This window comes from Bradyrhizobium lablabi (assembly GCF_018131005.1).
Classification (GTDB): Bacteria; Pseudomonadota; Alphaproteobacteria; order Rhizobiales; family Xanthobacteraceae; genus Bradyrhizobium; species Bradyrhizobium lablabi_D.
Map to the genome: position 1 here is coordinate 384567 of NZ_JAFCJK010000006.1, position 17921 is coordinate 402487.

General features: G+C 60.7%; 12 protein-coding genes and 2 pseudogenes. 8 read left to right on the forward strand and 6 right to left on the reverse strand.

Going from position 1 to position 17921, the window contains the following annotated elements; all coding sequences use genetic code 11:
* Positions 1–63: 63 nt before the first annotated feature.
* The gene (locus JQ553_RS20490; RefSeq protein WP_212501808.1) at positions 64–1131 is read right to left on the reverse strand and encodes an SDR family oxidoreductase; all 1068 of its coding nucleotides are present in this window, start codon (positions 1129–1131) and stop codon (positions 64–66) included.
* A gap of 377 nt (positions 1132–1508) precedes the next feature.
* On the opposite strand from JQ553_RS20490, the gene JQ553_RS20495 reads away from it, so the two are divergent.
* From JQ553_RS20495 to JQ553_RS20510, 4 genes are all read left to right on the forward strand, one after another.
* Entirely contained in the window at positions 1509–2123 is a 615-nt protein-coding gene (locus JQ553_RS20495) for a lipopolysaccharide assembly protein LapB (protein WP_212501809.1), read from the forward strand.
* Positions 2124–2402: 279 nt separating this feature from the next.
* On the forward strand, positions 2403–4469 hold the full coding sequence (locus tag JQ553_RS20500) for an FUSC family protein (protein WP_212501810.1): 2067 nt from the start codon (positions 2403–2405) through the stop codon (positions 4467–4469).
* On the forward strand, positions 4466–4669 hold the full coding sequence (locus JQ553_RS20505; protein ID WP_212501811.1) for a DUF1656 domain-containing protein: 204 nt from the start codon (positions 4466–4468) through the stop codon (positions 4667–4669). The genes JQ553_RS20500 and JQ553_RS20505 overlap by 4 nt, the downstream gene beginning before the upstream one ends.
* A gap of 235 nt (positions 4670–4904) precedes the next feature.
* Positions 4905–5645, forward strand: a complete 741-nt coding sequence (locus tag JQ553_RS20510; RefSeq protein ID WP_249144485.1) for an HlyD family secretion protein — start codon at positions 4905–4907, stop codon at positions 5643–5645.
* Positions 5646–6089: 444 nt separating this feature from the next.
* Here JQ553_RS20510 and JQ553_RS20515 read toward each other — a convergent pair whose 3' ends face one another.
* Positions 6090–7385: a serine hydrolase gene (locus JQ553_RS20515; RefSeq protein WP_212501812.1), complete on the reverse strand. Its 1296-nt coding sequence runs from the start codon at positions 7383–7385 to the stop codon at positions 6090–6092.
* A gap of 501 nt (positions 7386–7886) precedes the next feature.
* Between JQ553_RS20515 and JQ553_RS20520 the strand changes: the two genes are divergently transcribed.
* The 3 genes and pseudogenes from JQ553_RS20520 to ftsZ form a co-directional block, all read left to right on the forward strand.
* A complete protein-coding gene (locus tag JQ553_RS20520; RefSeq protein WP_249144447.1) occupies positions 7887–11213 on the forward strand; it encodes an AAA family ATPase in 3327 nt (1108 codons plus the stop codon).
* Between the two features lie 302 nt (positions 11214–11515).
* Positions 11516–12013 (forward strand): hypothetical protein, encoded by a 498-nt coding sequence (locus tag JQ553_RS20525; protein ID WP_212501814.1) that lies wholly within the window; start codon positions 11516–11518, stop codon positions 12011–12013.
* 50 nt (positions 12014–12063) lie between these two features.
* Positions 12064–13014: pseudogene (ftsZ, locus tag JQ553_RS20530) on the forward strand (cell division protein FtsZ); the annotation flags it as partial.
* A gap of 426 nt (positions 13015–13440) precedes the next feature.
* On the opposite strand, the gene JQ553_RS20535 reads toward ftsZ, so the two are convergent.
* The 3 genes and pseudogenes from JQ553_RS20535 to JQ553_RS20545 all read right to left on the reverse strand — a co-directional run bounded on the left by JQ553_RS20535 (position 13441) and on the right by JQ553_RS20545 (position 15132).
* Entirely contained in the window at positions 13441–13995 is a 555-nt protein-coding gene (locus tag JQ553_RS20535; protein ID WP_212501815.1) for a hypothetical protein, read from the reverse strand.
* A gap of 297 nt (positions 13996–14292) precedes the next feature.
* Positions 14293–14574, reverse strand: a pseudogene (locus tag JQ553_RS35295) (LysR substrate-binding domain-containing protein); the annotation flags it as partial.
* 36 nt (positions 14575–14610) lie between these two features.
* Entirely contained in the window at positions 14611–15132 is a 522-nt protein-coding gene (locus tag JQ553_RS20545) for a ParB N-terminal domain-containing protein (protein WP_212501816.1), read from the reverse strand.
* Positions 15133–15319: 187 nt separating this feature from the next.
* On the opposite strand from JQ553_RS20545, the gene JQ553_RS20550 reads away from it, so the two are divergent.
* A complete protein-coding gene (locus JQ553_RS20550) occupies positions 15320–16114 on the forward strand; it encodes an enoyl-CoA hydratase/isomerase family protein (RefSeq protein WP_212501817.1) in 795 nt (264 codons plus the stop codon).
* A 202-nt stretch (positions 16115–16316) separates the two neighbouring features.
* Here JQ553_RS20550 and JQ553_RS20555 read toward each other — a convergent pair whose 3' ends face one another.
* On the reverse strand, positions 16317–17897 hold the full coding sequence (locus JQ553_RS20555) for a caspase family protein (RefSeq protein ID WP_212501818.1): 1581 nt from the start codon (positions 17895–17897) through the stop codon (positions 16317–16319).
* Between the last annotated feature and the right edge of the window lie 24 nt (positions 17898–17921).

The following is a 17921-nucleotide window of genomic DNA, read 5'->3' on the forward strand; positions in this document are numbered from 1 at the left end:
GACGCGGGTCGCTGACCTGAGCGGACGTCATGCTGATGATCGTTCTCGCGGCGCCGAAGGGTTTCAGGGAACGATCTTCTCCGCGCGAAACTCGCGCATGAGCCGCACGAACATCTCTTCGCTGTCGACCACATCGTGGAAGCCGAAGCGGCGCGACTTAGTAACGTCCGACATCACGTCCCAGTCGCAACCGAATACGTAATCGGCAAAGGGCCACGCCACGAGCTCGTTGTAGGCGTAGGGCTTCAGCCCATATTTCTCTCTCATAACACGCCAGAGTGGTGCGTTGTCGATCATGTGTGCGGTAAGGCTTATCGTCTGCACGTCACCGGCGGGCATATCGAAAGTGGCCGCGAGCTTCGGCCACAGATTCTTCCAGCGGAAATAGTCGCCGTTGGTGATGTTGAAAGCTTTGAGCCCGCAGCGAGGCGTGCTCGCTGCCCAGAGCGCTGCGTTGGCGAAGTGCGCCGATTCGGTGACCTGGTAGATCGATGTATAGGCACGAGGCTTTCCCGGGAAACGCAGCGGCAACCCAAGCTCCTTGCTGATCGCGGCGTACACCGCGATCGCCGGCGCCAGACTCATCGGCGTGCCCGGCGCAAAGCCGCATAGGGTCTGCGGCCGCAGCTCCACCCAGTCCCAGCGCTTGTCGCGCTGGAAGGCGGCGAGCCAGTCGATCTGATCGAAATAATAGTTCGGCCCCATGTGGCGCGGGTCACTCTCTCGTGCCGGTGTTCTGAATGGCCCGAGGTGTGAGCCATAGTATTTTGTGCCAGTGACCAGCACCACGCGGCGTAGCGCGGACGACGCGCTGTCGATCGCGGTCACGGCGTTGACCAGCATGTCGCGGTTTGGAGCGATGTTCGATGCATAGCCCGCGGCTGCGCCCGTCGCGGGCTGAAACGCTGCGTAGAAGACGTGGGTAGCTCCCGTCAGGCCGGCGAGCTTCGTCGCCGCGTCTTCACGATCCAATAGATCGACACTGATATGGCGGTAGCGCGGCGCGGCGTCGGCCGCACGGCGCGACAGACCAATGACGGACCAGTCGTCCTGTCTCAGCAGACGCTCGACGACATAGCGTCCGATCACTCCGAGCGCTCCGACGACTACGGCCTGTTTGTGCTCACTCATGTGTGCCCAATTCGTTGCGACTGGATGGTAGCCGTGTCCAAGGCTCTTGTCGCCCGCATTGGGACGCTATCTGGCGGGGACCCGCTCGGCCTAATCTGAATATTCCGGGCAACTTCCTCGCGCTCGCCGACGAGGTAATCGAGTCAGCGGCTGATGTCCGAGTCTGGGCCTCGAAGCGGACATAGGCACGCCCGCCACTGATACCGCTTTGCACGGCATAGCGACTGAGGGAGACGGGTTGCTCGAATCATAAGACAGCATTGCTGTCACACCAGAATCTCGTTTTCTGGATATCTTCCAAGAAGGTTTAAGGTAAGCCGGAGTTAACACGTTCGGCTGGATTGGGAGCTCGAACGCGTAGCTTGTAGGAGGTTGCTATGACCAACTTGATGATCAGGATCGTGACGCTCGCAACGTGTTCGATTGCGCTGACCGCTGCGTTCTCGGTCACTCCGGTTGTTGCGGCCCCAGGCATTGAGCCAGGTGGCAGTGAGGCAAACTATGGCGGGATAGGCCAACGCTCCGCCTATCCGCCTTCGTCATACCCGAAGCGGTCGGGCAGCAAGGCCACTCACGTGCCCAAGGCCAAGAAAGCCAAGCAGTCCCTGTTCGACGACCCCGCCTTCGCTCATCGGTATCGCGCAGCTTATTCGGCGATCTACGACCGCACTGACTATGCCTCTGCGATTGAGCAGTTGAAGACACTCGGCCACGACGATCACCCGAATGTGGCCAATCTGATCGGCTATTCCTATCGCAAGCTCGGCCACTATAAGCTTTCGAGGGTCTGGTACGAGCGCGCCCTGAAAGCAGATCCGAACCATGTGCTGACCTGGCAATATTACGGTCTATGGCAGATCGAGCAGGGCAACCGCGATCAAGCGCAATATCATTTGAGTCGGATCGCGGCGATTTGCGGGACTGGCTGCGAGGAGTATCGGTCGTTGGCCGCCGCGCTAGAGAAATCACCCGGCACTAGCCTGGTTTATTAGGACTCTTTGCAGCGCCGGTCAGAGCTCGGCGCGAACGCGATGGGTGAGGCTATGTCTGTTCATGGACCCTCACCCGACGTCCGGTCGTATCTGCTCAATCAGGGAAGTACTTGAGTTGGCAACCTGTTCCATGCGCGGTCGTACGCTTGCCGCGTTGACCCCGGGTGTCCTGAGTCAATTTGGTTGAGAACGTGTTATCCTAGCTCTCGGGACAACGTTCGCATGAAGGAAGCCTGGCAGTTGGATAGCGAAATCGACTCCAAGAGGCGGGATTGAAAAATGCAAGCCGGGCGGCACGGCCCAAACTCGACCTCGACAGCTGGCGGCCGTGCATCGGCGTCATGGGATGCGCTGCTTTCGGCCACCTCACGGGCCGCTCCGGCGCTGTTATTCGGGATCCGGCTATGGGCCGCGGTGTGCCTTGCCTTGTACGTCGCGTTCTGGCTTGAGCTCGACAACGCTTTTTGGGCAGGCACGTCCGCGGCACTGGTCTGCCACCCACATCTCGGCGCATCGCTGCGTAAAGGCTGGTTCCGGATGATAGGAACCTTGGTTGGAGCGGTCGCGATTGTCGCTTTGACGGCGATCTTTCCGCAAAACCGTGCCGGCTTCCTCCTGAGTCTCGCGTTGTGGGGCGGTCTCTGTGCACTGGTTTCAACCTTGCTGCGTAATTTTGCTGCTTACGCCGTTGCGCTTGCCGGCTTTACGGCCGCCATAATTGCTGGAGATGAGCTTGGCGCCGTCGGGGGCGCAAACGGCGAGGCGTTCACGCTCGCCATCGCACGCGTGAGCGAAATCTGGATCGGCATCGTGTGCGCCGGAATCGTTCTGGCCGGAACGGATTTTGGCGGGGCACAGCGCCGACTCGCGGAGCTTTTGGCTGAGCTGGCGGGAGACATCGCAAGTCGGTTCACGGCAACTCTGCGACGGGGCAGCCCGGAGTCGCTGACGCAGAAAGTGCGACGCGAGTTTATCCGAAGGGTCATTGCAACCGACCCTGTCATTGATGAGGTGAAAGGCGAATCGGCGGCCCTGCGCTACCATTCGCCGGTGCTCCAGCAAGCCGTCGATGCGATGTTTGCGGTGCTCGCTGCGTGGCGGATCGTCGACTCACGCCTACGGCGCGCGCTCGGCTCATCCGGCGCACAGGAAACGCACCACGTGCTGCGCGCGATTCCAACTGAGTTGCGCGAAGCCCTTGAAAGGAGCGACCGCTCGCCTTGGTTGAGCGATCCGGCCAGGATGCGCGGGCTGTGCCGGACGGCGTTCGATACGCTCGTCGAGATGCCTTCCCGAACGGTATCGCTACGGCTGCTCGCAGACCAGACCGCCGCCGTCATCGCCGGCTTGTCTCGGGTTCTCGACGGACTTACGCTGCTGGCGGGCGATACGGTTCGAGAGAGTTCACCAGGTCGCGGCTTCGAGCTACATGTCAGCGACTGGCTGCCGGCGCTTGTCAACGCTGGACGGGCGTTTGCAACGATTGTCGCAGTTCAGATCTTCTGGATTTGGACCGAGTGGCCAAATGGGCCTCTTGCAATCACGTTTGCGGCGATCACCGTCATCCTGCTGTCGCCCCGTTCTGACGAGTCCTACGCGGCGGCGGTCAAATTTACCGCCGGCGCGGCCATCGCCGCCCTTGCCGCCGCAACCGTATTGTTTGCCGGTTTGCCCAATGTAGACAGCTTTGTCGGTTTTGCGATCGTGTTGGGCATTTTCCTCGTACCCGCCGGCGCGATGATGGCTCAACCCTGGAACACCGTCTTGTTCGTGGCGATCACTGCCAATTTCGTCCCCCTGCTCGGCCCGGCCAACCAGATGAGCTACAACACGATCCAATTCTACAATGCGGCGCTTGCGATCGTCGCCGGAGGTGGTGCGGGTGCGCTTTCATTTCGCCTCATCCCGCCACTCTCGCCAGAGCTACGGTCGTGGCGCTTGCTGGCGTTGAGCCTGCGGGACCTGCGTCGTCTTGCCGCTGACCCAGGCCAGCGCGAACATTCCTGGGAAGGACGGTTGTACAGTCGCATCGCCGCATTGCCCGTCCAGGCGGAACCTCTGCATCGAGCACTCCTCATCACGGCATTGGCCGTCGGCCAGAACATGGTCTTGCTTCAACGAAGTGCTGGTCAGTTCGGCTGTGCCCGGGAAATCGATGCGGCCCTGAGGCACTTCAGTTCGGGAGATTGTGAGGCAATGGTAACGGAGCTGGAGGCCGCGGACCGCAGGCTTGCCGCACTCGCAGGAAATCTCCTGCCGGCCATGCGCGCAAGTGCAGAGATCCTCGCCATCCGCGATGCGCTATCCGACCATCGCACCTATTTTGAAACCGGAGCTGAACATTGAAGTTTGTCGAAATCGATTTGCTCGGCGTCTACGTTGCTCCGATCTCGGTGCTGATGATCGCGGCTTGGCTCGTGACCGTTGGCCTGCGTCGCGCTGCCGCGCGCTTTGGTCTGCTGCAGTATGTATGGCATCCTGCTCTTTTCGTATTCGACATCTACATTATCGTGCTCTCATCATTGGTTCTTCTCATCGCGCGGTGAGATCGCCATGTCCGATACTGAAGCAAGACCAGAGCTACGAATAGCGGACCATCTTGATACCACCAACGCGGGTCCGCCAGTCGCGAAGGTCTCGAAGCCGAGACTGCGTGCCGTTCCGCTTGTGATCACGCTTGCGGTGACGGCGCTTGCGATTGTCGCGGGCGCTCTCATGTGGGACGCGTATATGGGGGCACCATGGACGCGCGACGCAACGGTCCGGACTTATGTCGTGACCATGGCTCCGGAAGTGGCCGGTCGTATCGTGCAATTGCCGGTAAAGGACAACCAGTTCGTCCATAAGGGCGACCTATTGCTGGTCATCGATCCCACCGACTACAAGAACGCCCTGCAATCAGCCGAAGCCAACGTTGAGCAGAACAAGGCGATTGCGCTCAATGCCCTAATGCAGCTTCGGCGGCGGCAGAAGCTGACCGATCTCGCCGAGACGATCGAAGACCGACAAATTCATGAGGCGAACGCTGCCGCGAGCCAGGCCCAATACGACGCCGCTCAAGTTAGTCGAGATCAGGCCAAGGTGAGCCTGGAACGCACACAGCTCCGCTCTCCTGTGAATGGCTGGGTCACCAATCTCCTGACGCAAGTCGGAGATTATGCGAGCGTCGGACGGAATGTCATTTCGCTGGTCGACGCCGACTCATTTTGGATCGACGCCTATTTCGAAGAGACAAGACTTCCTTCCATCCAGGAAGGGGATCCTGCGAAGATCAAGTTGATGGGACACCGCGAGATCATCTTGGGCGAAGTCGGCAGTCTCGCGCGCGGTATTACGGTGGCGAATGCGCGACCGGATCTGGCCGGGCTTGCGAACGTCAACCCAATCTTCACCTGGGTTCGGCTCGCGCAGCGCGTACCAGTGCGGATCAACATCAAGCAACTGCCGGACGGCGTTCGTCTGGTTACCGGATTGACGGCGACCGTTCAGATCGAGCCGCGATCCAATTCATCCTCCCGTTAAGACGCGCTTTCCCGCAAAGATGCGCGTCAATTGTACCGTTACTAGCCTGGAATGGGCGCGCATTCCATGGTCGGCGTGCGGCTGGAACGCCGGCGACGCGAGACGCCGGAATATAGCCACTCAACTACAATCTCCCTCGATTGGTGGCCTCTTTTCCTTTTCCTATGTCGCCTGTTGGCCGATTCTGTTGAAAAAGTCGAACATGCCGCCAAGGCTCATTTCACGAATGCTTGCCGGCGACAGATTTCTTCCGAGGATGCGTTCTTCATGCGAGGAAGAAGAAGGTCGCCGAAAGGTGTTGTTCAAGTCGATGTGGTCCAACGTGTCTGACGGCGTTAAACGCGTCAGTGGCTCTTAAAAATTTGGTCCCGACAACGGCGAGGACTTTTTCAACAGAATCGCCCAGAGGCGGACGTCATCGCCCGCGTCTCGCTCTGGCTACCGTCAGTTCTCCAACGCCTGGGCCACCAGCGCCTTGATCAGGCGGCGGTAGTAGGGACGGATGGCACCCGGTGTCTGCGCCATGTAAACGGCGGCGAGCTGCTCTTTGGGATCGATCCAGAAGAATGTTCCTCCGGCACCAGCCCACATGTACTCGCCTTCAGAGCCATGTACGCCGGCAAGCCCCGGTCCCTGTCGAACCATGAAGCCGAGCCCAAACGTATAGCCATCCACACCCATCAGAAGAGCGCCAGGAGAGAGCGGTGATCCAGGGCGATTGCCCAGGTGATCTGACGTCATCAGCTTCACGCTGGTTGGGCTCAGATACCTGCGGCCATCCAGCGTTCCGCCGTTCAGCATCATTTGACAGAAGCGCAAGTAGTCGGCAGCAGTCGACACCGCACCGCCACCGCCCGAGTCGTTCAACGGGTCGATCTTCACGTCGAGCATGACGTCGTTGGGGCCGCCTGTGAGCGGATTTTTCGGCAACGGCTCAGCGATGCGGCTCCATTGCGCCTCAGGAACCTTGAAGCCGGTGTCAATCATGTTGAGGGGGCGAAAAAGCCGCTCATCGAGAAATGCAGAGAGGCGCTGACCCGAGATCGCCTCGACGACGCGCCCGAGCACATCGACGGCCATGCTGTATTCCCATGTCGTGCCCGGCTCATGCACGAGTGGCGCTTTGGCGATGCCGGTGACGAACTGGTCCGGCGTGATCATGCGGGATTCCGCGGTGATGTCGGTCCGGTAAAGCTTCGCTTCTGCGTAAGCCGCTTTGATTTCCGGGACGTTCGAGAACTCTCCATAAGCAAAGCCCGCCGTATGCCTGAAGAGATCCTGGATGGTCATTTGACGCTTGGCGGTCTCCCGCGTGATCTTGCCGTCCTTGTCGGTGACGAGAACGTCCATCTTGGCGAACTGCGGCAGAAACTTTGCTACCGGATCGGTGAGCTCCATCCTGCCTTCCTCGATCAGCATCATGGCGGCAACGGAGGCCAGGGGTTTCGTCATGGAATAGATGCGAAAGATCGCATCCTTGGTCATTGACTTGCCGGCGGCCTTGTCCTGGAAGCCGATCGCTTCGGAATAGATCAACTTACCTCGGCGGGCGATCATCACAACGGCGCCAGGCATGCGATCGGCGTCGATCTCCTTTTGCAGCACGGTCCGAATGCGGGAGAGCCGGTCCGGCGCAACATCGACGGTTGCGGGCTCTGCGGTCGGTAGTACCTCCGCAAAGGCGTGGCCAGCGAGGACCAAGGTCGTCGCGACAAGCAGCAGTCTCAGCGCGGTTTTCATGCTTTCCTCCCTTGTTTGTCACTTTTGCCCAATGGGTGCGGGATCAGGCGCCGATGATGTTCTATCGATTGTTTCTCGACAAGGCTGGCGACAGGGGATTTTGTCCGCGGGACTTTGACGCGCCGAGGGCCTTCTGCGGAAGGCTGGTATGGATCAACATGCGACCTCGCGGGGAGGCTGCTTTTGGCGTCAAAACTGATGACGATGTCCGGCTAATCTTCTGCGGCCGTCTCATGGAATCCGCCCAATTAGCTGCCAGCATATTGGTCTCGTTACGCAACGCCGCCTGTTGCCGAAATCGGGCGGATGCAGTTGTTCTCAACATGCCATGCGCTTCTCGGTAGCGAACATCCGTACTGACGCACCACCTTGGCAAAATAGCCGAAGGTCGACGCGGGCGAATCGCTGAGGCAAGACGTGCTATCCTGGAGAGATTGGGATAACGTTGCTTCGCCGTGGGTCTAAATTCGGCCAGCCGCCAACCCGATGTCGGTGGAGCCAATGCAGCAGATTGCGGAGTGGCTCGAGAAGCTTGGTTTGGGGCAATACGCGCGGCGCTTTGCCGAGAACGACATTGATCCAAGCGTTCTGCGCGATCTGACCGACCATGACCTCGAAAAAATCGGTGTCTCGCTCGGCCATCGCAGGAAGTTGTTGCGCGCGATTGCGGAGCTCAATGGGGCCGGACGGAGATCCGCGCCTGCTCCTCAGACCGCGGCCCAGAGACGACAGCTCACGGTGATGTTCGCTGATCTTGTTGGCTCGACAGCGCTCTCGACAAGGCTCGACCCTGAGGACTTGCGTGAAATCATTGGCGCGTACCACCGCTGCTGTGCCGAGCAAATCGAGAAATCGGGCGGATTCGTCGCCAGATACATGGGCGACGGCGTGCTCGCATATTTCGGCTATCCGCGGGCGGATGAGGACGATGCTGAGCGCGCGATATACGCCGGGCTCGCATTGGTCGCGGCCATGGCGGGACTCGATGCCGGCCGGCAGGCAAGATTGCGAGCGCGAGTTGGCATAGCCACTGGTTTGGTGGTCGTCGGTGATCTCATCGGGCAGGGCGCGTTGCAGGAACACGAGGTAGTCGGTGAGACTCCCAATCTGGCCTCGCGGCTTCAGGCGCTGGCCGAGCCGGATACGGTGGTCATCGACGGCGGCACCCGCCGCCTCGTCGGTGGGCTCTTCGAGTATGTCGCTCTTGGGAGCGCGTCCATCACAGGCTTCAGCGACCCGGTGCCGGTCTGGCGAGTCATCGGTGCGAGCGCCGTCGATAGTCGCTTCGAGGCCTTGCGCGTAGCCAGAACGCCACTGCTCGGCCGCGAAGAGGAGATCGAGCTGCTGATGCGCCGCTGGCAGCAGATAAAACGCGGCGAGGGCTCGGTCGTGCTGATATCGGGTGAGCCCGGTATCGGCAAATCGCGCCTCGCCGAGACCGCGCTGGAGCGGCTGGGCGATGATCCACACATCCGCTTGCGCCGTTTCTGCTCGCCGCACCACCAGGACAGCGCGCTTTTCCCGACCATCGCACAGCTCGAGCGGGCAGCCGGCTTCCGGCGTGACGACACCGACCAGCAACGGTTGGACAAGCTCGAAGCGTTGCTCGCGGAGGCAACCGTTGACCTCAGCGAGGCCGTCCCTCTAATCGCAGACCTGCTGTCGGTGCCGATCGGCAATCGCTATCCACCGCTTAGCCTCACCCCGCAGAAGCGCAGGGAGAAGACGCTCGGGGCCCTCCTGGCCCAGCTCGAGGGACTGGCGGCGCGCCGGCCCGTGCTGATGGTGTTCGAGGATGTGCACTGGATCGACCCTACCTCGCTTGACCTGTTGGACCGCATCGTCGACCGGGTGGCCACCCTTCGGGTCTTGCTGATCATCACTTTCCGGCCAGACTTCGTGCCGGCCTGGATCGGGCGCTCGCACGTGACGTTGATCAGCCTCGGTCGCCTGCCGCGTCGACAGCGCGCCGAGATGATCATGAGGGTGACCGGCGGCAAGCCGTTGCCCCAGGAGATCGCCGAACATATCGTCGATCGGACTGATGGCGTACCGCTCTTCATCGAGGAATTGACCAAGACGGTGATCGAGAGCGGCATGCTGACCGACGTTGGCGACCGGTTTGATGCGAGAGGGCCCGTGCCTCCGCTTGCCATCCCTACCTCGCTCCAAGCCTCGCTCCTGGCACGGCTCGATCGCCTGGCACCCGTGCGCGAGATGGCGCAGATCGGAGCCGCCCTTGGGCGGTCGTTCTCGCATGAGCTGATCAGCGCCGTCGCGGCCATGCCGCAGCAACAGGTGGACGGAGCCTTGGCGCAGCTCGTACGCGCCGAGCTGGTCTTTCAGCGGGGCACCCCGCCCGACGCAGAGTACACCTTCAAGCACGCGCTGGTGCAGGAGGCAGCCTATAGCACGATGCTTCGCGGTCGACGCCAGCAGATCCATGCCCGCGTTGCGATGACGCTGGAGAGCCAGTTTCCTGAAATCATGGCCGCTCAGCCGCAACTGATGGCCCACCATTGCGCCGAGGCCGGTTTCAACGAGAAGGCGGTCGGCTACCGGCTCAAGGCCGGTCAGCAGGCGGTCGCGCGCTCGGCGATGACGGAGGCGGTGGCGCAGTTGCAGCGGGGGCTGGAATTGCTGGCTAACATGCCCGAGGAGTCGCGACCCGTGCAGTATGAGCTCGACCTGCAAATTGCCCTCGGCCGGGCGCTGATGGCCGCTAACGGATATTCGGCGCCGGTGGTGGCCGACACCCTCGTCAAGGCGCGAGCACTCGCTGAGCGGGTCAATCGACCCGATCGTCTCGCCCCGCTGCTCTATTTCCAATGGGGCTTCCATATGGTTCGGGCCGAGCACGAGTTGGCGGTGTCCCTTGCCGAGCAGCTGGAGGAATTGGGCGAGACAAGAAAAGATCAAGCCACCCTGCTGCTGGGTCACTATATCCACGGCGCCAGTTGTTACTTTCGCGGGGAGTTTGTGACCGCGCGCGCCATTCTCGAGCTGTGTGATGGCTTGGGAGATCCGGCCGTTCGCGAAATTTGCGCCGCGATCGCGGTGGCCGATCCGCACGCGGCGAGCCTAAGTCACTTGGCGTTGACATTGGCGCTTGTGGGCCACATCGATCAGGGACGCGCGCGGGTAGACGAGGCGTTGTCGCAAGCCCGCCGGCTCGACCATCCGTTCACGGTGGCCTTTGTATTGAGCAAGGTGTGTGCGGTCGAGGCGGCCGCCGGGTTGCCGCATGAGGCACGGCGGCATGCGGAGGAGCTGGTGGCTCTCTCGAACGAGCACGGTTTTCCGCTTTGGCTGGGCCTCGGGCTTCTTCAGCATGGTCGGTCATTAACAGCACTTGGACAGCCGCTGGATGGCCTCCCGGTGCTCGCGAGAGGGCTCTCGGTGCTTCGTGGTGCCGGAGCGGTCGTGCACACGCCGTGCGCGCTCTGCTTTCTCGCCGAGGCTCACACCAAGGTCGGCCATCTGCAGGAGGGACAGAATTGCCTCGTCGAGGCTGCACAGCTCATCGAGGCGACCCACGAGCGGTCCAGTGAGGTCGAGCTGCATCGACTTCGAGGCGACATGATGAACGCGCGAGGCGGCCAAGTCGCCGCGGAGCAGAATTACCGTCGAGCGCTCGCTGTGGCGGAGCGCCAGAGCGCAAAGACGTTAGGGCTGCACGCTGCGACCAGCCTCGCTCTCCTATGGCGCGACCAGGGCAAGCGCAGCGAAGCTCACGATCTCCTCGCGCCGGTATATGGCCGGTTCACCGAAGGCTTCGACACGCCGGTCCTGCGGGACGCCAAGGCGCTGCTCGACCAGCTGGCCTGATGCACTTCACCTCTTGCGTGGCGGGGACAGCTGCTCGTCGCCGCCGACGCGCCGGGTGTGAGGAGGGGATGCGATTGCTACCGTATGCGCCCCATGCCGTCGGAATGTCGGCATCGGGTCTAAACGCGACCTCTTCGACCCGTCCGTTTATGGAGCGAAGCTTAGATGGTCTGACGCATCGCGGCCGCGGCTCGCTCAAGCAGCCGATCGCCGCTGACTGGTTAACGATCTCTTAACCATAGCGACTTAGCCTGCGATCATCAGCGCGATTACCGACCGGTTCGTTCCCAGGAGAACCGCTGATGTCCATTGAGACGCTGACATATGCCGCACTTGGAATCCGCCTGACAATCTCGCCAGAGGCCGCTCGGTCGCTTGCCAAGCGACATCGGTTGCCGCGCTCTCTTTCGGAGGATGGCAAAGCTCTCGTGAGCATTGATTTCGCTGAGATACGGCATACGCCCCGGCCACGCCGTGGTCGCCAAGTAGGCAATGTCCACCCATTGGCAGCAGAGATCGAGGCATTGCAGGCGGAGCTCGCGCGGCTCAAAGCACGGGAAGTCGACCACGCAGCCGATCTCGTGCGCGAACGTGAGCGTGCCGATCGCGTGACGATTGAGCTGCTGCAGGCGACTGCCGAGATCATGGTGGCCAAAGAGGAAGCGGCACGGCTTGAAGATGAGGTGGCGGCGCTGCGGGCCGGTGGCGGTGGTTTGATCGACAGCCGCGATCAAGCTGCACGTCGACTGGGACATTTAGCCGCGAGTGTAGTGAAGGCAGACCGCAAGGCTTGCAGGTAGCCATCTCCGTCCTCTCATTCCCCAGCCTGCCGGAGCAACGTGAGGCACAAATGACCAGCACCGTTGATATTCGCGAGATAAAAGCGCGCATTGTCGTGATCGGGGTCGGCGGCGCCGGCGGCAACGCCGTCAACAACATGATCGTGGGCGGGCTGCAGGGCGTCGACTTCATCGTCGCCAATACCGACGCACAGGCGCTCGGCATGTCCAAGGCCACGCGCGTCATCCAGATGGGCACCCAAGTGACTAAAGGCCTTGGCGCCGGCTCACAGCCCGAAGTAGGGTGCGCCGCGGCCGAAGAGGCAATCGGTGCGATCCGCGATCATTTGACCGGCGCACATATGGTGTTCGTCACGGCCGGAATGGGCGGTGGTACGGGCACCGGGGCAGCGCCCGTTATAGCCAGGACCGCGCGTGAGCTTGGCATTCTCACCATTGGTGTCATCACCAAGCCGTTCCATTTCGAGGGCCGGCGCCGCATGCGTCTTGCCGAAGCAGGTATTGCGGAACTGCTGAAGGCCGTTGACACGCTGCTGATCATCCCAAATCAGAACCTGTTCCGGGTAGCCACCGAGAAGACCACGTTCGCCGACGCCTTCGCCCTGGCCGACCAAGTGCTTTATTCGGGCGTGGCGTGCATCAGCGACCTTATAGTCAAGGAAGGTCTGATCAATCTCGATTTTGCCGACGTTCTCTCCGTCATGCGCGAGAAGGGTAAAGCCATGATGGGCAGGGGCGAGGCTTCGGGTGAGAAACGCGTGCTCAACGCCGCTGTGGCCGCAATTTCCAATCCATTGATCGAGGACCCCTCGATCAAGCGCGCCAGTGGCCTCATAGTCTCCATTACCGGCGGCAGGGATCTGACGCTGTTCGAGGTCGACGAGGCTGCTACCCGCATTCGAGAACAGGCCGACCCGGACGCCAACATCATCGTCGGCGCCACTTTCGAAGAAAGCCTGGAAGGCATCGTCCGTGTCTCGGTGGTGGCGACCGGCATCGACAATCTTGGCCCGGCGCGACAGACGCCACTGGCGGAAGGCTCACTCACCGAACTCGCGGGCAGGCTACGGAACGACAACCGTCGCGTTGCCAATCGGATCGAGCGTAGCGCACCAGTGCTGCAATCAGAGGGTCCGCCGCTCCGCCCGACGACCCGCCACCCCGAAGGGCGACCGGCACAGCCGAGTTCGCAATATGCGCTCCAGGCGGCTCCGCAAGGCATCGATCCGTACGGTCGCTCCTCCCCTGTGCGGAATTTGATCGAGGAAAACGTTCTCGATATTCCGGCCTTCCTGCGCCGCAAGGCCAACTGAGCCATCGCCGGAAACGAGGTCATTCTTTTCCTAGTGCCGGAACTTGATCCCGCGACGCGATAGCAAAAGTCCGTCACATGAGCGTCGAGTTCTCGAGGGCGCCGCGCGCCGACGTCACGCTGCTGTGCTGCGCGGGTTCTCCGCCGCTTCTTTTTTTCCCACCTCGTTGCTGCGCGACAGCCACGCTGGAAGACGGAGTAATCGAAGCAGGCGATCACTAATATCGTTTGGCAGCTCGGTCGGCGCCTCATTGGCTAAACACGAGAGATCCAGTGCAGCGTGGCGGACTCGCACCGCGTCCGCACGTCGGTCCAGTTCGCGCAATAAGGAATCGATTGCAGCTTCGACTTCGGTCGCGACGGATGACAGAAAATTATTAAGCTCGCGGGCTTCGGGTATGACTGCCGCCGCCATCTCGGTCGCCTGGCAGAGCTCGCCGATGACAGGTGTAAACGCTTTGGCAGGTTGCATGATTCGCTTTTTTACCGCTTCGATATCGCCGAGAACGTGATTGCGTTCGCGCCGGTCCTTTTCTTCGGAAAGGCGGGCTTCGATTTCGGTGATCTGAGCCGTCAGTGTCGTGACATCGGATGCAAGTGCGTCGCGTTTTCCGCGCGCGCGATCGAGCTCGCGGCTGAGAGTGTCCACTAGATCGTTCTCTCCGAACATTTTTTACTCCGCGTAGGTAACGCGAACCGTCAGTCTGGCAAACGAACAAATAGTGGGATCGCCCACAATGGCGCCGACGTCGTTGGCGTCGCGGGCGCCGACACGATGGATCTTAAATTCCCTCCAAATCATTCGCATTAGGCGACCGTAGGGTTAACAATTGGTTAAATTTCGAATGCTCTGATGTAGCTGTGGTCCGCCGGACGAGAGCGGAAGCCTCACTTGGGTTGCCTCGAAGCTATTGGCCAGCCGCTAGCAGGGCTACTGGCCGAGCTGCGGCTCAACGCGACGCATGGCCTACGGTTTCCCTGCAGGTGAGCGTCTCATTCGAGAGACCGACGAAAGCGCAGCGGCGATCCGCGACATCACGGCTTGAACGCGCGCCAGTGGGCGAATCCTGGGATGCACAATCAGCCAGACTTCGCGGGTTAGGACGGTTTCGCAACCGGGCATAATTCGGAGTTCTTTAAAACGGTTCTTCATGAAGGTGGGAAGCAACGATTTGCCCAAGCCGTTGCGAACGGCATACAAGATGGCCTTACCATCGTTGACGAAGAGGTACCTGATCGGATTCGCGGTTTCCTGAACGAGCGAATCGCGCGCCGGAGTCGGCTATCAATAGCGACCACCATCGCGCTTTTGCTGCGTGATCCATTCCGACAAGGTTTTCGGTGCCGATCCTGAAGTCCGACTTGGTGATGCCTTGGGATTGTCTCGGACGACCTTCGCCGAACGGCTTCGCAGAAGCTGCGCTTCCGTATCCGTGACGCCGCCCAAGGCAGCGGTCGATCGTTCTGCAGCTTCCTTCTCGAGACGCAGCTTTTTCAATCGCGCCATCTTGTCGCGCTCTGCTTGTGCTTCGGGGCTTTCGGACAAGAGCGCTCTTTGGTGAGCAAGCTCGGCCGAGACCAGGATCCCGATAATGGTTGTCTCGCCGAGCGCCTTGCAGGCTTCGAGGCGATGGAGTCCGTCGACCAGAACGAAGCGGCCTTCGTCGGCCCGAACGAGAATGGGAGCTTGCTGTCCGATTTCCAGAATACTTCCCGCGATTTCGTCGACGACTTCGGGCTTGATTGCCTTCTTCCTTTTCACGGGAACGTAGATCTTCTCGATTGGGAAGCTTTCCGGTTTGGGCATAGCCTCTACTCCGTCTTCACAGGGCCCGTCGGAAACGCATGCCGGTGGACGGGATTTTAGGGATGAAGTGCTCGACAGCAAGTAATTTCGGGCCGCCGGTTATTGATCAGCATCCAAGCCGGGACCAAGCTGAGCGACCGCCGACAGCGTGTGTTGGTCCGGCGAGCGGCTGCAATGAGGATGTGCCATGCCCCTTGTTTCCACTGAAGATTGCGGCGCGGTTCGTGTCATCACTTATGCCAATGCCCCGTTCGGCACCATGACGGCCGCCGGCTCGGCGGAGATGTTTGGCGCAGTCATGGCTGCAGGCGAAGACCCGTCGGTGCGGGTCATTGTCATCACAGGGGGTATACCCGGCATCTTCATTCGTCACTACGACGTCCGGGAACTCTCCGACGCCGCAGACGCGATTGAGCGCGGAGCAGCGCCCGCGCCATCGCCGCCTGGTCCTCGACCGCCGGGCTTCCACGCGCTCACGGACATGATTGCAGCCGTCGAGAAGCCGGTCATCGCGGCGATCAATGGCATGTGCATGGGTGGAGGCTTCGAGCTTTCGCTGGCATGCGACCTGCGCATTGCAGGGAACGCCGTCACCGCAATCGGTCTGCCGGAAACGCGTATTGGCATCTTTCCAGGTGGCGGCGGCACGCAGCGCTTGCCCAGGATCATCGGGGAGGCCAGGGCGCTCGAAATAATCCTGCGGGGCCTGACCGTGACGGGACCGCGTGCTCACGAAATCGGGATTGTGCATGAGGTCGTCCCTGACCCGCTCGCGCGTGCCCTGGAGATCGGCGCCGAACTATCGAGCCGAGGGGCCGAGGGCCTGGCATTCGCCAAGCGCCTCACCCGAGCAGCCCTCGACCGTCCTCTGGCCGAAGGGCTCGCCGACGAGCGCAAGAGTTTTGCCGCGGTGATGAGGACGGCCTCGGCCCGTGAGGGCTTGCAGGCCGGCCGCCCGCCGGCCGAAATCCAGAAGCTCTAACGTCGCTGCTCCTGAGGTCGGCGGACGTCGGAATTCGGGGCTAACTTTCGTCGCCCACGGAACACGCAAAACCCTGGAATATTCGCTACTCTCCCCTAGCGAGACCATCTGAGCCGCAGCGTTGGAGCAAATTTCTTCCAGTTTCTCTCCCTCCGCCAACCCGGGCTATCACAAGGACGAATATCTCGAAACGTTCGACTAGTCAGGGGCACACTTGATATTGCTGAGTACGGTTCTTCGCTCCCGCCACCCAACCAGGCTCAATTCTGCAGCCCTTTGCGATGGGCCGACATCCCTGATTGTCGCAAATAATCCTTCCCGCGGCTTGAAGCCTGGGTGGAGCGGTTTCCGTTCTGGCATCTAGTGGAGGTTGCCGCTTCAACTTGAGGCGATCGTGCTTCTCCGGTACGCTTCGTGCGGCAACCCTTGCGCACAAGCCGCTCTCGTTGAGCTGTTGTCCCTTCGGACAGGTAATCTTCAAACAGCCATTGCCTTCAGCGCGATAACCAAAATCGCAGACTAGTGGACAAATTCGGCCGACTTTGCTTTTGACGGCATCAAGAGCAGCGACACTGGCTGTTCGTGTGTCAAGCTGGGCTCCAGTATGTTTATTGAAGAGTTCGATCGCGCGTTGAGATGATGCGCCCCACTCGCCGTCGACGGCACCGGTGTTGCAGCCGACGCGACGAAGCTCGTCCTGAAGAGCGACCGTCAGCTTCGGTTCAATTCCCTGCTCCGAAACGGATGGCAACGCTGCAAGTTGGGTCTTCTTGTCTACCGCCGCCCCGGCGGCTTCGGTCTGCGCCAGGCTTGGGAGCAGAGGTGCCGAGAACTTTGTATCGTCCGTAGCTGTACCAATTGCCTCTTCAGCGGCTCTCCGAAATCGACTTTCAGGAAACTGACGAACGAAACGTTGCAGCTCGCTGATCTTCGTGCGGTCCAAGAAGTTCCAGGCAACTTCGTCCGTCGCGGAGGGCTCTCCGTCGCCATTCAGGTAGATTCGCTCCGATCCCAAGGAGCCATACGTATAAGGCTCTTGCCTCATGTTGGTGCTCCTTAGCACGTCATCCCGAACAGCCCGGAACAGGAAATTGATTTCGAGACCAGGCTGTTCGAGCCGAGTCAGCAAAGACGATGCAAATGGGCTATTCCTGCCCGAACCGTCCTCGGCCAAGGTGCCTTGCTTTGCCGAATAAGCGACTATGGTCGATCCTGCCGGCTGTAGATTATTCAACCCGCGGCCGACCGCTCGGGTCGCAAAGGTTCTCTTCATTCGGGTTTCGAAGGAATTTGCCCGGCAGGCGTCAACAAAGACGAGCCTCAAGCGCTTTGCGTCGCGCACGGCTTGCAAAACCCTCGTAAGGGGAACGGCTTCATCCTCTACATCGATATCCCTCGCGAGATTTGCATCCACAGGAATAAGAAAATTGCTGCCTTCGACTTCTATTCCATGGCCGGCGTAGAATATGACGGCGATATCGGCCGTAGCGACCTTGTCCTCAAATGCTCTGAGTGCTCGCAAAAAGGCTGAACGATCGACGTCAGAGACTCGAGTGACATCAAACCCGATGCGCAAGAAGGTTCGCTCAAGATCGATCGCATCGTTTGGTGGATTGGTCAGGGCAGCCACATGATGGTATGCCCCGTTGCCAATTATAAGCGCCACGCGCTGTAGCGAGTTGACTTGCGCCGAAGCCGTCGTGAACAACAACAGGCATGTCGCGGCGGTCATCAGAGCCGCAAGGTAAGCGAGCTTCCGGTTGGGTGTTATGCGATCGTCCATTGTTGGACCTGTCAAAATGCCGCA

Coding starts and splice junctions, on each gene's coding strand:
- JQ553_RS20490 (WP_212501808.1), bottom strand. CDS start 1,131: ATGAGTGAGCACAAACAGGCCGTAGTCGTCGGAGCGCTCGGAGTGATC.
- JQ553_RS20495 (WP_212501809.1), top strand. CDS start 1,509: ATGACCAACTTGATGATCAGGATCGTGACGCTCGCAACGTGTTCGATT.
- JQ553_RS20500 (WP_212501810.1), top strand. CDS start 2,403: ATGCAAGCCGGGCGGCACGGCCCAAACTCGACCTCGACAGCTGGCGGC.
- JQ553_RS20510 (WP_249144485.1), top strand. CDS start 4,905: ATGGCTCCGGAAGTGGCCGGTCGTATCGTGCAATTGCCGGTAAAGGAC.
- JQ553_RS20515 (WP_212501812.1), bottom strand. CDS start 7,385: ATGAAAACCGCGCTGAGACTGCTGCTTGTCGCGACGACCTTGGTCCTC.
- JQ553_RS20520 (WP_249144447.1), top strand. CDS start 7,887: ATGCAGCAGATTGCGGAGTGGCTCGAGAAGCTTGGTTTGGGGCAATAC.
- JQ553_RS20525 (WP_212501814.1), top strand. CDS start 11,516: ATGTCCATTGAGACGCTGACATATGCCGCACTTGGAATCCGCCTGACA.
- JQ553_RS20535 (WP_212501815.1), bottom strand. CDS start 13,995: ATGTTCGGAGAGAACGATCTAGTGGACACTCTCAGCCGCGAGCTCGAT.
- JQ553_RS20545 (WP_212501816.1), bottom strand. CDS start 15,132: ATGCCCAAACCGGAAAGCTTCCCAATCGAGAAGATCTACGTTCCCGTG.
- JQ553_RS20550 (WP_212501817.1), top strand. CDS start 15,320: ATGCCCCTTGTTTCCACTGAAGATTGCGGCGCGGTTCGTGTCATCACT.
- JQ553_RS20555 (WP_212501818.1), bottom strand. CDS start 17,897: ATGGACGATCGCATAACACCCAACCGGAAGCTCGCTTACCTTGCGGCT.